The organism is Gordonibacter pamelaeae (genome assembly GCF_003340385.1).
Classification (GTDB): Bacteria; Actinomycetota; Coriobacteriia; order Coriobacteriales; family Eggerthellaceae; genus Gordonibacter; species Gordonibacter pamelaeae.
The window spans coordinates 56,426-70,634 of sequence record NZ_PPTS01000001.1; the positions used below are offsets into that span (position 1 = coordinate 56,426).

Below are 14,209 nucleotides of genomic sequence, written 5' to 3' on the forward strand. Positions count from 1 at the left end.
TGCAGAGGCGATCCTCGGGCGGGGGGGGCTGCGAGGGAGTGCGCTGTGCCGGCTGGGTCTGATCCGGTGAATGAAAAAACGAGTTGCGAGGGATGGGTCCATGGGCGCATCCCTTCTCTTTTTAGGACGTCGGCGGCGCCTCGCCCGGATGCGCGCGCAGGGGGGCCTCCGGTTTGCTATCATGGGATTCGTGAAAGTCCAGGCATGGGACGCCGAATGTTTCACGTGAAACATTTGTACGGATAGTCGGCGGCGCATCCCTTCCGTTGCCGTCCTGGCAGCGACCAACGAGTACCGAAGCAGGCGAAACGCATATGACGAAGAAACTTCTGATGGGGAACGAGGCGTTCGCGCACGCGGCGCTCGAGGCGGGCGTGCGCGTGGTGGCGGGGTATCCCGGCACGCCGTCGTCCGAGCTGATAGAGACGGTGGCGAAGCTGCACGCGTCCGGCGCGGCGCGAGGCGTGCACGTGGAATGGTCCACGAACGAGAAAGCGGCGCTCGAACTGCTGGCCGGCGCCTCCTATGCCGGCGCGCGCTGCCTGTTCACCTGCAAGCAGGTGGGGCTCAACGTGGCGTCCGACCCGCTCATGAGCCTGAACTACGTGGGCGTGAAGGGCGGCCTCGTGCTGTTCGTGGCCGACGACCCCGGCCCCATCTCGTCGCAGACCGAGCAGGACACGCGCCGCTTCGCCGCCTTCGCGAAGATGCCCGTGCTCGATCCGTCCACGCCCGACGAGGGCTTCGCCATGATGAAGGAGGCGTTCGACCTGTCCGAGCGCTACCATACGCCCGTCATCGTGCGGCCCACCACGCGCATCAACCACGCATCCACGTTCTTCGACGTGGCCGACGCCACCGACGCGCGCTCCGTGCCCCCCGAGGGTTTCGAGCGCGACCCCAAGTGGATCATCTTCCCGCGCCGCGCCTACGAGGCGCATGGCGAGATCAACGAGCGCCTGCGCGCCATCGTCTGCGACTTCGCCGCCGAGCCCGCGCTCGCCGCGTTCAATCCGATATTCGACGCCGGAAAAGGGCCGAAGGAAACGGAGAAGGCCTGCGCAGCTTCTGCCCCCGCCCTCGGAGGCTCCCTCGCGGGGGATTCAAAAAAGCAAACAAGTGTTTCACGTGAAACATTTGATGACGGAAACGGTAATGCTTGTACCCCGCTCCGCGGCATCGTGGCGGGCGGCGTGTCGGCGGCCTATGCGCGCGAGGCGTTGCGCATGCTGGAGCAGCGCGCTGCCGAGCAGGGCTCCGAGTTGCCCGCCTATCGTTTCTGGCAGGTAGGGACGCCTTACCCGTTCCCCGAGAAAACGGCCGCACGGTTCACGGAAGGCCTCGACGAGGTGCTCGTCGTGGAGGAGCTCGACCACGTGCTGGAAGACGAGCTCCTGCGCTTTGCCGGCCGCACGCATGCGGCTTTCGCGGTGCGCGGCAAGCTCACCGGCGACGCGCGCGACCGCGGCGAGAACGACGTGGACGACCTTGCCGCCCGCATTGCAAGATTCCTCGACATCGCCGAAAAACAAACAGATGTTTCACGTGAAACATCTTCGCCCGAATCCCCATCTGCTCCCGCGACGGCCCCGGCGAGTACCCCGCTCTCCTACGATGCTCCCGCCGACGACCCGCTGCCCGTGCGCCCGCCCGTGCTCTGCGCCGGTTGCCCGCACCGCGGCAGCTTCTACGCCGTGAAGCGTGCGCTGGGGAAGGCACCGGCCGTGCTGTGCGGCGACATCGGCTGCTACACGCTGGGAAACGCCAAGCCGCTCGATGCCGTGGACACGTGCCTGTGCATGGGCGCGGGCATCACCATGGCGCAGGGCTTCGCCGTGGCCGAACCGGGCAAGAAACACGTGGCGTTCGTGGGCGATTCCACGTTTTTCGCCAGCGGCCTGCCCGGCATCGTGAACGCCGTCTACAACGGCCACGACGTGACCGTGTGTGTGCTCGACAACGCCACCACCGCCATGACCGGCTCGCAGCCGCACCCCGGCACGGGCGTCACGCTCATGGGGCCGAAGCGCACGCCCGTCTCCATCGAGCGCGTGCTCCAGGCCGTGGGCTTCGAGTGCATCGTGCACGCCGACCCGCTCGACCTGGACGCCTCCGTTGCCGCCTCGGCCGAGGCGCTGGCGTTCGAGGGCCCCAGCGCCATCCTGTTCGAATCGCCGTGCGTCCAGCTGGTGAGGCCGGGCGCGCCCGCGGCGGTGGATGCGGATGCGTGCACCGGCTGCAAGAAGTGCATCACCGAGATAGGATGTCCCGGCATCGGCTTCGACGGCGACGCGCGCGGCCCGAAGAGCAAGGAGCGCGGCCAGGCGTTCGTTGATGCGAGCCTCTGCAACGGCTGCGGCCTGTGCACGCAGGTGTGCCCCTTCGGCGCGCTGGGCGTTCCTCCGGCTGGTCAGTTGGCGGATGCGGATGCGGCTGAAAATCCTGCCGCAGTGTCACATGAAACAGAGGCTCCGGCGGAAGGAGGCCCCCATGCGTAACGTTCTGTTGGCGGGCGTGGGCGGCCAGGGCACGGTGCTGGCCGCGAAGGTGCTGGCCCAGGCCGCGCAGGAGAAGGGCTGGCAGGTGCGCACGGCCGAGACCATCGGCATGGCGCAGCGCGGCGGCAACGTGGTGTCGCACGTGCGCATGGGCGATGGTGGGGAAGAGGTGCTGGCGCCACTGCTGGCGCACGGCACGGCCGACCTCGTGGTGGCGTTCGAGCCGGCGGAGGCCGCGCGCGTGGTACCGTTCCTGGCTCCCGGCGGCACGCTGGTCACGGCCACGACAGCGCTCCAGCCCGTCACGGCGGCGCTGTCGAAGACCCCCTACCGTGCGGCTGCCGTGGTCGCGCGCCTGCAGGAGCAGCTGGCCGATGCGGCCACGTTCGTGGCCGTGGACGATGCGGCGCTGTGCGCGCAGGCGGGCAGCCGCAAGGTGCTGAACACGCTGCTTCTGGCCAGCGCGCTGAAGACGGGCTGCCTCCCGCTCGATGTGGACGACTTGCGCCGCGCCATCTCCTCCTGCGTGAAGCCGCGCTTCGTCGACCTCAACCTGGCCGCCATCGACGCGGTGGCGGCCAGGTAGGCCCGTCGCCCGCCGCCTGGTTTTCGGCCCTCTTCCGGTCTGGGCGCTGCCTCCCCGGCGCGTCCGACACGCCCCGGCACGGCCGGCTTCGCTCGCTGGCCGCGCATTCTTTTTCGGCCGCTCTTCCTCGTGAAAAAACAAGGGGGTGTCGAGTACCCTGCTATACTAAAAGTTGAAGCGCGCGACCACGCCGCTTTCAAACCGTACCGGAACGAGGGCGAAATGGGCGAGACGATGGAACGGGTATGGCTTGACGAGGCCATCGAGCTGGCCAAGGCGCTCTGGCGCGCCTATGTTCTGGAACCCACCGAAGAAGGGGGCCGGTTCATCTTCGACTCGCTCTTCCAAAGCGATTTCTCGCTCATCGGCACGGGCAAGCACGAGATGTATCCCAATCTGCCGGCGTTCATGGGCGGCCTCGGGCGCGACCAGGAAGAGGCCGAGGGCATAACCTTCGAGATACTCGACGACTATTACGAGGCCCGGCCGTTCGGCGAGGGCTGCTGCCTCGTATTCGGCACGTTGTGGGTGCGCGAGAGGCCGAGCGAGCCCAAGTCGCTCCTGGTGGAGATGGACACGCGTTTCAGCATGGTGTTCCGGCGCGAGGGCGACCGCTGGCTCCTCGCCCACCTGCACCACTCCACGCCCAACGTCGACCAGCACCGCGACGAATACTATCCCAAAACGGTGACGGAGCAGGCGAACGCCGCGCTCGCGTACTCCAAGGCACTTGAGCGCCGCGCCGAACTCGACCCGATGACCGGCCTGTTCAACCATGTGGCCTTCGAGGGCCACGTGTGCGAGGCCCTGGCGCGCGGCGCCTCGGGCGGCACGTTCTTCATGATCGATCTGGACGACTTCAAGCTGGTGAACGACACGCTCGGGCATCCCGAGGGCGACCGCGTCATCGTGGAGTTCGCCGATGTGCTCTCCGACGTTTTCGCGCAGGACGCCTACGTTGGGCGCATGGGCGGCGACGAGTTCGCCGCGTTCGTCGAATGCCCGCTCTCTGTCGCGCAGGCCGAGGCGAAGGCGCGTACGCTCGTCGAGCGCTGGACGGCGTGCTCGGACGGGCGCGTGAGGCTGGGGTGCTCCGTCGGCCTGGCGTCCGTTGCGCGCGACCAGACGTTCTTCGACCTGTACCATGCCGCCGACAAGGCGCTCTATGCCAGCAAGCGCAACGGCAAGGGACGCTTCAGCTGGTAGGGAAAGGGAGCACGCCGCACCCGGCCCGCACACCCGGTCCCGCACGAAAAAACGGCTTTGCATTCCGCGGCCGTTCGCCTAGAATACCAAGCATGGTAATCGCGAACGACATCTTCTCCCTCCCAGCCGTGGTTTCGGCTGGTCGATGGCTCTAGCTTCAAGCACCGCCGTGGGCGGGCTTGAAGCGACCCCTGCGACCCCGCAAGCCATCCAACGAAACGAGGACCTCCCATGCAGTTGACCACCGACCAGTTCGCGCTCGTCAAGGAGCAGTTCAAGACCCTGAAGGCGCGCTCGCCGTTCTACGCCATGAAGTTCGAGGGCATTGACCTGTCCGACGTGCAATCCCAGGAAGATTTCGAGAAGCTGCCGTTCTCCGAGAAGGACGATCTGCGCCGCGTGTACCCGCTGGGCCTGCAGGCCGTGCCCGACGAGGAGGTCGTGCGCATCCATTCGTCGTCCGGCACCACGGGCACGCCCGTCATCGTGCCCTACACGCAGCAGGACGTGACCGACTGGGCCATCCAGTTCGCGCGCTGCTACGAGACGGCGGGCATCACGAACACCGACCGCATCCAGATCACCCCCGGCTACGGCCTGTGGACGGCTGGCATCGGCTTCCAGCTGGGCGCCGAGCACCTGGGCGCCATGGCCATCCCCATGGGCCCCGGCAACACCGAGAAGCAGCTGCGCATGATGCAGGACTTGAAGTCCACCGTACTCTGCGCCACCAGTTCCTACGCGCTCCTGCTGGCGGAGGAGATTGCCGAGCGCGGCATCCGCGACAAGCTCTGCCTGCGCAAGGGCGTCATCGGCTCCGAGCGCTGGGGCGACAAGATGCGCGCGCGCATCGCCAGCGAGCTGGGCGTGGAGATCTACGACATATACGGCCTGACCGAGGTGTACGGCCCCGGCATCGGCATCTCGTGCGACGCGCACCACGGCATGCACGTGTGGGACGACTACGTGTACGTGGAGATCGTCGACCCTGCGACGGGCGCCCCCGTGCCCGACGGCGAGGTGGGCGAGCTGGTGCTCACCACGCTGCGCAAGCAGGGCGCGCCGCTCATCCGCTACCGCACGCACGACCTCACGCGCATCATCCCCGGCGACTGCACCTGCGGCTTCGGGCATCGTCACCCGCGCATCGACACGTTGACCGGCCGCACCGACGACATGTTCAAGGTGAAGGGGTGCAACATCTTCCCCGCGCAGGTGGAGGAGGTCATCGCCGCCACCGACGGCACGAGCTCGGAGTACCAGGTGATGATAGAGAACATCAGCGGCAAGGACGTGCTCACCGTGCTGTTCGAGACCCCGCTCGACGGCGAGGCAAAACAGCGTGCCGAGGAGGAGCTGGCCCTCATCTTCAAGGCGAAGTGCGGCTGCACCCCCGACGCGAAGGGCGTCCCCATGGGCGAGCTGCCCCGCTCGGAGAAGAAGACCAAGCGCATCTTCGACAGCCGCTATTAGTTCCGTTTGCCTCCGGCAAACGGAACCAGCCGACGCTGCGGCCGGCTGAGGCACCCGATCTTCGCGCGATCCCGGAGGCGACGCGTACCAAAGTACGCGTCGCCTCCGCGATCCCACGAATCTCGGGCACCTCAGCCGCCCTCGCTGACTCACTACGCCAACCTGCGCGGCCGTTATGCGGCCTCCGGCCGCATGGCCGGGGCACGCCCCGGCCAACCAACCTGCGCGGCCGTTTTCGCGCCTGCGGCGCGAAGGCCGCCCTGCGGGCGGCCGGCGGCGGCTCTCCCGTGGTTTTCGCGCCTGCCGGCGCGAAAGGGCGCTCTGGCGAGCGCCCTGCCCAACCTGCGAGCCCGTTATGTGCCCTCCGGGCGCATGGGCGGATCGCTTCGCTCCCGCCCGATCAACCCGTGCGCCCCGAATGTTTCACGTGAAACATTTGTTCGCTAGCGAGAGAATCGAGGCGGCCCGTTCACTTTTTCGCTCGCCGAGGCGCTCCACTGTGGTAGAGTATGCGCATGCATTCTGCGAGGGGACATATCGTCGTCGACGAACGCTGGCGTTTCGAGCTGGCCGTCGCGGCTGCATGCCGCGCCTTCGCACCGCGCGCTTCCGAATGCCTCGCACCGTCTGCCTTGCAGCGCACGGTGGCTCAGCAGGACGACGGAGCCTACCGCGCCCTTCCTTATTATTCCTATCGATACCTCTAGCACATGGGTTTGCCCGTGGTGCTGCGACGTGTCGGAACCCGGCGCGGCGCGCCCGCAGCCGGCAAGGTCATGTGCGCCACTGCGCGGGCTCCTTTCCAGCGCGCTGTTTCACGTGAAACATTTGTACGATCATCTGATGATGCGGCAAGGGTCTCCCGTGAAACAAGCTGGAGCAACGGCCCGCACTCCAACGGAAAGCGAACGCGGGCGGGGCAGCCCGCATGAGACGATAGGGAACTACCAATGATCGAAAAGATATGCATGGTGCTCATTTTCGTGGGCGTGGCAGTGGGCGTGGGCATCTACTGCCGACGCCACGCCGGCACCGTCGACGGGTTCATCCTGGGCGGGCGCAACGTGGGGCCGTGGCTCTCGGCGTTCGCGTTCGGCACGAGCTACTTCTCCGCCGTCATCTTCGTGGGCTACGCGGGGCAGTTCGGCTGGAAGTACGGCATCGCCGCCACGTGGATCGGCATCGGCAACGCCATCCTGGGCAGCCTTTTGGCCTGGTGGGTGCTCGGCCCGCGCACGCGCGAGATGACGCACCGCCTGGGCGCGTCCACGATGCCCGAGTTCTTCGGCGCTCGCTTCCAGTCGAAGGGTTTGCGCATCGCGGCCGCGGCCATCATCTTCGTGTTCCTCATCCCGTACACGGCGAGCGTCTACAACGGCCTGTCGCGGCTGTTCGGCATGGCGTTCGGCCTGCCGTATGAGTGGTGCGTCATCGGCATGGCGGTTATCACCTGCATCTACGTGGTGCTGGGCGGCTACATGGCCACCGTCATGAACGACTTCATCCAGGGCATCGTCATGCTGCTGGGCATCGTGGCGGTCATCGTGGCGGTGTTGGTGAACAACGGCGGTTTCACCGAGGCCATCACCACGCTCTCTCTCATCCCGGCCGAGGGCAGCGAAATGGCCGGCCCGTTCGTCAGCTTCTTCGGGCCGAATCTGCCCGACCTCATCGGCGTCATCATCCTCACCAGCCTGGGCACGTGGGGCCTGCCGCAGATGGTGCAGAAGTTCTACGCCATCAAGAGCGGCCCGGCCATCAAGCAGGGCGCCATCATTTCCACGGTGTTCGCCATGATCGTGGCGGGCGGCAGCTACTTCCTGGGCGGGTTCGGCCGCCTGTACGGCGGGCAGGTGGAGATGACGGCCGCCGGCACGCCGGTGTACGACTCCATCATCCCCACCATGCTGTCCACGTTGCCCGACCTGCTCATCGGCATCGTAATCGTGCTGGTGCTGAGCGCGTCCATGTCCACGCTGTCGTCGCTCGTGCTCACCTCGTCGTCCACGCTCACGCTCGACCTCATCAAGGACAACCTGGTGAAGAACATGAGCGAGAAGAAGCAGCTGTCGTACATGCGCGTGCTGCTGGTGGTGTTCATCGTCATCTCGGCGGTGCTGGCGCTCGTGCAGTACAACTCGTCCATCACGTTCATCGCGCAGCTCATGTCCATCAGCTGGGGCGCGCTGGCCGGATCGTTCCTCGGCCCGTTCTTCTGGGGGCTGTTCTCCAAGCGCATCTCGCGCCCGGCCGTGTGGGCCAGCTTCATCGTGGGCGTGGGCCTGACCACGGGCAACATGATCGCCGGGTTCGTGGGCACGGCGTTCATCGCCAGCCCCATCAACTGCGGCGCCATCGCCATGGTGCTGTCGCTGATCATCGTGCCGCTGGTAAGCCTGTTCACGAAGCGCGTGGACTTCGAGGTGGACCCGCCGCGCGTGGAAGGCGCCATCGACCGCGAGTACGAGCAGGAGCTGGAAGGGGAAGGGGAGTAGCGCCGCCGGAAACCGAGCGTACGGAATTCCGCTTGCGTTTCACTTGCTCGCCATTTGCTTCGCGGGGCCCGTTTTGGGCCCCGCAGCTGCTTTCGAAGGCTGTCCAACGAATCGATACTCATCTGATCAGGCAATTCAGTTAAACTTCATCAGGCCTCTTTTCAAAATCTCATTTGCTTCTCACTTGCTCGTCATTTGCTTTTCATTTGCTTCGCTGATATAGTGCAGTTTGATAACACGGCTGAAGGAACACTCATGCAAAACATCGGCGCGCTCATCGAGAATCTCAGGCAGCTTTCCAACGAAACCGAGTACGTGGAATTCAAGAAGGACTTCTCCGAGCCGGAGAAAGAGGCGAAAGACATCTGCGCGCTTGCCAATGCCGCTGCGTTTCATGACGCATCGGCGGCTTACAAAGTATGGGGTATCGAAGACAAGACCCATGAAGTAGTCGGCACATCATTCAATCCCAAAGCTTGCAAGAAGGGTAACCAGGAACTTGAGATATGGCTGCGCCAGCATTTGAGCGCCAACGCACATTTCGAATTTATCGAACATGTCCACCAGGGTGCTTCCGTTGTCGTGCTGAAGATCTGGCCTGCCTACCACCAGCCGGTGCAGTACGACAACGTTGTCTACATCCGCACGGGAAGCTGTACCCAGAAGCTTGCACACGGCTCGACGCGCGAGTCGGAGCTATGGAAGAAGATACAGAAAGAGGTGTTCGAAGATCAACTTGCTATTGAAGATTTGTCTGGTCAGGAAGTCTTCGAGCTTCTGGACATAAACGCGTATTTCCGGCTGTCTGGAACCACTGCGCCGGAAAGCCTCGAAGCGCAGCTGCACTACTTTCTCGAAGAGGGCATGCTTGAGCGGCAGGACAACGGCATGCTTGCCATTACGAACCTGGGTGCAGTCCTCTTCTCGAAAAGTCTCGAAGCCTTTCCTACCGTCAAGCGGAAGGCGGTGCGCGTTATGCTCTACAGCGGCCGAGGGCGAATCGATATGCTGAAGGAAAGGACTTTCGACCAAGGATATGCCGTGTGCATGGAAGCATTGTTCGACTACGTCATGACGCTCGTTCCTGCTCGTGAGACTATCCAAGGAGCGCTTCGGACAACGGTTACGGCGTATCCTGCCATTGCCGTTCGTGAGCTCGTTGCCAATGCGCTCATCCATCAAGACTTCACGGTGACAGGGGCGGCGCCGCTCATCGAGCTTTTCGACCATCGCATCGAGTTCACGAATCCGGGTAGCCCGCTTGTTGAAGTGGATCGCATTGTGAATGATCCTCCACGTTCCCGCAACGAGAAGCTGGCCTCCCTCATGCGACGTCTGCATATGTGCGAGGAAGCGGGAAGCGGTTGGGACAAGATCATCAGCGCATGCGAACACTTCCGCATGCCGGCCCCGAAAATTGAGATCAGGGAGGAACGGAGTATGCGCGTATCGCTGCGACAGGCCGTTCCGTACAAAAACCTCAGCCCACAAGAACGATTGGAAGCGTGCTACTGGCATGCGTGCATCTGCTATGCACAGGGTGATTACGCTACGAATCAAAGCCTTCGCGAACGTTTCGATTTAAAGCCTTCGAACGCTTCGCAGATATCGCGCTTGATCAAAGAGGCGGCGGAAGGAGGGCTTATCAAGCCTGTGGACCCCAATACCTCGCCGCGGTACATGAAGTACGAACCGGCATGGGCATAAGCTTCACTTGCTCGCCATTTGCTTCGCGGGGCCCGTTTTGGGCCCCGCAGCTGCTTTCGAAGGCCGTCCAACGAATCGACACTCGTCTGATCAGGCAATTCTATTAGGCGCCGTCACGCCCCCTTGCTAAATCTCACTTGCTTCTCACTTGCTCGCCATTTGCTTTTCGCTGGTCGCGCTCGGTTAGCCATGCCCGAAAAGAACAATTTGGCGACGGCGGCGCAACGAACGCTATACTATCGAGTACTCGTGCTGTCCCTCCGCAACCGACGAAGGTCCCTCCATGCTGCTCACGCTGCTGCTCATATACTTCCCCGCGCTGGTGTTCGGGTTCCTGTTCGTCAAGAACTACCGCAAGGAGCCGCGCCAGTTCCGCAACGCCTTGTACTTCCTGCTGCTGTGCCTGTTCTCATTCTACGGCTTGTCCATCCAATTCGAGCTGCCGTGGCTCGTGCTCATCGGGTTCGCCGCTATCCCTTTCGGCACGGTGGCGCTCGTCGTGTTTCTGACGGCGAACACGTTCGTGGTGGTCAAGCGGGAGGGGCTTAGCCTGTCGCACCTGCTGCCGGGGCTGCTGGCGTTCGGTATCGTGGCGGCCTGCGTCGGCGGGCCGGTGCTGCTGCTTGTCCAGGCGCCTCCGCTGCTGTTGGCGCTCTATCTGCTCGTGCTGATGGAGGGCTCGTACGTGGCATTCACGTTCGCGGCGCTGCTGCTGTATTCGTGGCTGTACCGACGGCTGCCGAAGCGCCGCGATTACGACTACATCGTCGTGCACGGCGCGGGCTTGTCGGGCACGAAGCCCACGCCGCTCCTGGCCGCGCGCCTCGACAAGGGCGTGGAGCTGTGGGAGGCCGGCGCCCGCCGCGCCATCATCATTGCTTCGGGCGGGCAAGGAGCCGACGAGGAGGTTCCCGAAGCCCAGGCCATGCGCGCGTACCTCATGGAGGAGCGCGGCGTGCCCGTCGACGCCATCATCGAGGAGGACCGCTCGACCACCACGATGGAGAACCTGCGCAACTCGAAGGCCATCATGGACGCGCGCTCGGGCGCCGGCCAGTACCGCGCTGCCGTGGTGACCAGCGACTATCATGTGTTTCGCACCGCCGAGTACGCACACAAGATTGGGCTTGCCGCCGACGGCGTGGGCAGCAAGACGGCGCGTTACTTCTGGCCCACGGCGTTCATCCGCGAGTTCGTGGCCGTGAGCAACGCCCACCGCTGGCCCTTCGTCGTCATCTTCGCGCTCTGGCTCCCCTTCGCGGCCATCGTGCTGCTCCAGCTCTAAGCCGTCCCAGCCGCCCCCCCAAGCCGCCGCAAGCCGCCGCGATCGATCGCCGCCGTGCGGGCGTGAAAGCGGTATTCGCGCTGCTCGCGGCGCTTTCATATCGTATACTAGGGCGCATCGTTGCGCATCCGCGCGGGCGTCCGCAGCACGACCTTCGCGCGAATGCGTTCCGCCTAGGAGAAGGGGACGCATATGGAAGGCTTCGACCTTATCAGCACAGGGGTGTGGTCCATCATCCCGCCCATCTTGGCGCTGGCGCTGGCGCTCATCACGAAGGAGGTGTACTCCTCGCTCGCCATCGGCGTGTTCACCGGCATGGTGATCTACCAGTTCAGCCTGAACGGCGCCGGGTTCGAGCAGCTCGTGGACTCGTTCACCATGGTTCCGCAGATGATGGCCGAGCAGATAGCCGGCAACGGGGCGCTGCTCTTGTTCCTCGCGTTGCTGGGCGCGCTCGTGGTGGTCATAGCCGGCGCGGGCGGCTCGCGCGCGTACGGCGAGTGGGTGGCCACGCATATCAAAAACGCGAAGATGGCGCAGATTCTCACGGCGGTGCTGGGCATCATCATCTTCGTGGACGACTACTTCAACTGCCTCACGGTGGGCGCCGTCATGCGTCCCGTCACCGACCGCTTCAAGATCAGCCACGAGAAGCTGGCCTGGATCATCGATTCCACGGCAGCGCCCATCTGCATCATCGCACCGGTGTCGTCGTGGGCGGTGGCCGTGGGCGGCTACCTGGGCGAGGGCGGCTTCACCACGTTCGTGCAGTCCATCCCGTACAACTTCTACGCGCTGCTCACCATCGTGTTCGTGTTCTTCATGTGCGCCACGAACAAGGACTTCGGCCCCATGCGCGTGGCCGAGGCCGAGTACCAGCACGAGGGTTCCAAGCAGGATATCCCGCCGAAGGACAGCGCGCTCGAGGCCATGGCGACCGTCGGCCTGTCCGACCGCGAGGCCGCCGACACGCTGCCTCCGTTCAACATGGAGACGGTGGTGGCCGAGCGCGACGAGCTGGACGAGGCGGCGCAGACGGCGGTGGAGGAGTTCAAGGGAATCGCCATCTCCGAGAAGGGCCGCGTGTTCGACCTCATCGTGCCCATCGTGGTGCTCATCATCTTCTCCATCTTGGGCATGCTGTACGCGGGCGGGTTCTTCAAGGGCGTCGACTTCGCCACCGCCGTGGGCGAGAACCCCGTGTTCGGCCTGTGCATCGGCGTGTGCGTGTCGCTGGTGGTGGCCGCCATCATGTTCCTGCCGCGCAAGCTCATGACGCTGTCGGGCTACATGGAGGGCATCTCCGAGGGTGTGCGCTCCATGGTGGGCGCCATCATGATCCTCGTGCTGGCATGGAGCCTGGGCGGCACGTGCCGCTACCTCTTGGGCACGGGCGAGTTCGTGAGCGGCTTTTTGAACAGCATCGGCGTGGGGCTCGCGCTGCTGCCGGCCGTCATCTTCGTGGTGGCCGCGTTCATCGGCTTCGCCATGGGCACGTCGTGGGGCACCATCGCGCTCATCCTGCCCATAGTGATCGGCGTGTTCCCCGCCGACAACCCGCTGTTCCTGGTGGCCATCGGCGCGACGCTCGGCGGCGCGGTGTATGGCGACCATGTGTCGCCCATATCGGACACCACCATCCTGTCGTCGGCCGGCGCGCAGTGCAACCACCTGCGCCACGTGGCCACGCAGCTGCCGTACGCGTCGGTGGTGGCCGTGATCTGCCTGGTAGGCTATCTCATCGCCGGCTTTTCGGGCAACCCGTGGATCTCGCTCGTCGTGGGCGCCGTGCTCATGGTGGCGGCCGTGCTGGTGCTGAACAAGTCCCGGTACGGGGCTTTGAAGGACTAGCGCGCTCCTGCCGCGCGCTTGCTTTTGTCGGGCCGTGCGCCGCGAACGGGGGCGCACGGCCCGTTTTCCGCATGCCGCCCGTCTACGCGCCCCGTCTAGGCGTGGACGATGCGCGCGAGGGGGCGGTCGTGCGGTTCGCAGGGCACGGCCGGCACCCGCTGCTCGTCGAAGGCCACGCCCACGACGAGCGCGTCGGCGCGGAGCCGGGGGAGCAGGCGGTCGTAGTTGCCGCCGCCGTAGCCCAGCCGGTTGCCCTCGTCGTCGAACGCCACGAGCGGTACCGCCACCGCGTCGAGGTCGGCCGGGGCCGCTTCCTCGTAGCCCGCATCGGCCAGCGCGGCGCAGGGCAAACAGCGCAGCGGGTGGTCCAGGAACGCTGCACGCGCATGGTCAAGACGCGCGCCGGGCACGCGGTAGAACGCCATGCGGCCCGGCCCCTGCCCGTCCGCCTCGTCGCGCACCATGCAGGGGAAGCACACGTCCCACCCGCGCGCGAAGGCGCTTTCCGCGAACGCCTGCAGGTCCACCTCGCTGCGCATGGCGGCGTACACGGCAACGCACGGCGGGCGGCCGAGGTTCCGATATGCCCGAACCCCATGCGCCGGTCCCAGCCGGTCCGCTTCCGCGGAATTCCCGTCGGGCGAGCATGCTCCGCACGCACCGGCGTCCGGCGCGCAGGCTTCCTCAACCAACCGTTCAAGCTCGCGGCAAATCGCCGCGGACTTGCGTGCCCGCGTTTCCGCATCCAGCGCGTCGCGCCTTCCGAGCACGTCCGCGCGCATGTTTTTCTTCTCGTCCATGTCGCCAGTATAACACCGCGGCAACGCCGGTAAGGGAGGCGCGCATTCGATGGCCCAGATAGTTAACGATAGTCGATAACTGCAGGTCAAGATTGCGTAGACGTAACCGTTTCCATTCGATTTGCTATGCAATCGGCTCAATGACCTTGCTATAATCGTTCTGCATTCGGTACACTCGAATCGTCCCGGATCGCCCTGTTGGTCTTCGGAGCGGAAATGCCTGAAAGACGCTGTTTTACGGCGTCTTTTGTGTTATTCGGGACATGTTTGAGCATTTAGCGTATATATATGAAAGTCGCTTATAGCAG

General features: G+C 64.8%; 9 protein-coding genes. 8 read left to right on the forward strand and 1 reads right to left on the reverse strand.

Annotated elements, in window-relative coordinates:
* Positions 1-314 precede the first annotated feature (314 nt).
* The 8 genes from C1877_RS00245 (at position 315) to C1877_RS00280 (ending at position 13,101) form a co-directional block, all read left to right on the forward strand.
* Complete coding sequence (locus C1877_RS00245; RefSeq protein WP_114568064.1) at positions 315-2,498, forward strand: thiamine pyrophosphate-dependent enzyme; 2,184 nt, start codon at positions 315-317, stop codon at positions 2,496-2,498.
* Positions 2,491-3,084, forward strand: a complete 594-nt coding sequence (locus C1877_RS00250; RefSeq protein ID WP_015539239.1) for an indolepyruvate oxidoreductase subunit beta — start codon at positions 2,491-2,493, stop codon at positions 3,082-3,084. Before C1877_RS00245 ends, C1877_RS00250 begins: the two co-directional genes overlap by 8 nt.
* A gap of 222 nt (positions 3,085-3,306) precedes the next feature.
* On the forward strand, positions 3,307-4,290 hold the full coding sequence (locus C1877_RS00255; RefSeq protein WP_114568065.1) for a diguanylate cyclase domain-containing protein: 984 nt from the start codon (positions 3,307-3,309) through the stop codon (positions 4,288-4,290).
* 231 nt (positions 4,291-4,521) lie between these two features.
* Positions 4,522-5,763: a phenylacetate--CoA ligase family protein gene (locus C1877_RS00260; protein WP_114568066.1), complete on the forward strand. Its 1,242-nt coding sequence runs from the start codon at positions 4,522-4,524 to the stop codon at positions 5,761-5,763.
* A gap of 950 nt (positions 5,764-6,713) precedes the next feature.
* Entirely contained in the window at positions 6,714-8,258 is a 1,545-nt protein-coding gene (locus C1877_RS00265; protein ID WP_114568067.1) for a sodium:solute symporter family protein, read from the forward strand.
* A gap of 255 nt (positions 8,259-8,513) precedes the next feature.
* Positions 8,514-9,965 carry an ATP-binding protein gene (locus C1877_RS00270; RefSeq protein WP_114568068.1) on the forward strand — a complete coding sequence of 484 codons (1,452 nt, stop codon included), beginning with the start codon at positions 8,514-8,516 and terminating at the stop codon, positions 9,963-9,965.
* 283 nt (positions 9,966-10,248) lie between these two features.
* Complete coding sequence (locus C1877_RS00275) at positions 10,249-11,250, forward strand: YdcF family protein (protein WP_015539235.1); 1,002 nt, start codon at positions 10,249-10,251, stop codon at positions 11,248-11,250.
* Positions 11,251-11,442: 192 nt separating this feature from the next.
* A complete protein-coding gene (locus C1877_RS00280) occupies positions 11,443-13,101 on the forward strand; it encodes a Na+/H+ antiporter NhaC family protein (protein ID WP_015539234.1) in 1,659 nt (552 codons plus the stop codon).
* Positions 13,102-13,196: 95 nt separating this feature from the next.
* Here C1877_RS00280 and C1877_RS00285 read toward each other — a convergent pair whose 3' ends face one another.
* Positions 13,197-13,901: a 5-formyltetrahydrofolate cyclo-ligase gene (locus C1877_RS00285; RefSeq protein WP_015539233.1), complete on the reverse strand. Its 705-nt coding sequence runs from the start codon at positions 13,899-13,901 to the stop codon at positions 13,197-13,199.
* Positions 13,902-14,209 lie beyond the last annotated feature (308 nt).

Bases quoted from the DNA above. Each gene is read 5' to 3' on its own strand.
- C1877_RS00250 (WP_015539239.1), top strand. From the start codon at position 2,491: ATGCGTAACGTTCTGTTGGCGGGCGTGGGCGGCCAGGGCACGGTGCTG.
- C1877_RS00260 (WP_114568066.1), top strand. From the start codon at position 4,522: ATGCAGTTGACCACCGACCAGTTCGCGCTCGTCAAGGAGCAGTTCAAG.
- C1877_RS00275 (WP_015539235.1), top strand. From the start codon at position 10,249: ATGCTGCTCACGCTGCTGCTCATATACTTCCCCGCGCTGGTGTTCGGG.
- C1877_RS00245 (WP_114568064.1), top strand. From the start codon at position 315: ATGACGAAGAAACTTCTGATGGGGAACGAGGCGTTCGCGCACGCGGCG.
- C1877_RS00265 (WP_114568067.1), top strand. From the start codon at position 6,714: ATGATCGAAAAGATATGCATGGTGCTCATTTTCGTGGGCGTGGCAGTG.
- C1877_RS00280 (WP_015539234.1), top strand. From the start codon at position 11,443: ATGGAAGGCTTCGACCTTATCAGCACAGGGGTGTGGTCCATCATCCCG.
- C1877_RS00270 (WP_114568068.1), top strand. From the start codon at position 8,514: ATGCAAAACATCGGCGCGCTCATCGAGAATCTCAGGCAGCTTTCCAAC.
- C1877_RS00285 (WP_015539233.1), bottom strand. From the start codon at position 13,901: ATGGACGAGAAGAAAAACATGCGCGCGGACGTGCTCGGAAGGCGCGAC.
- C1877_RS00255 (WP_114568065.1), top strand. From the start codon at position 3,307: ATGGGCGAGACGATGGAACGGGTATGGCTTGACGAGGCCATCGAGCTG.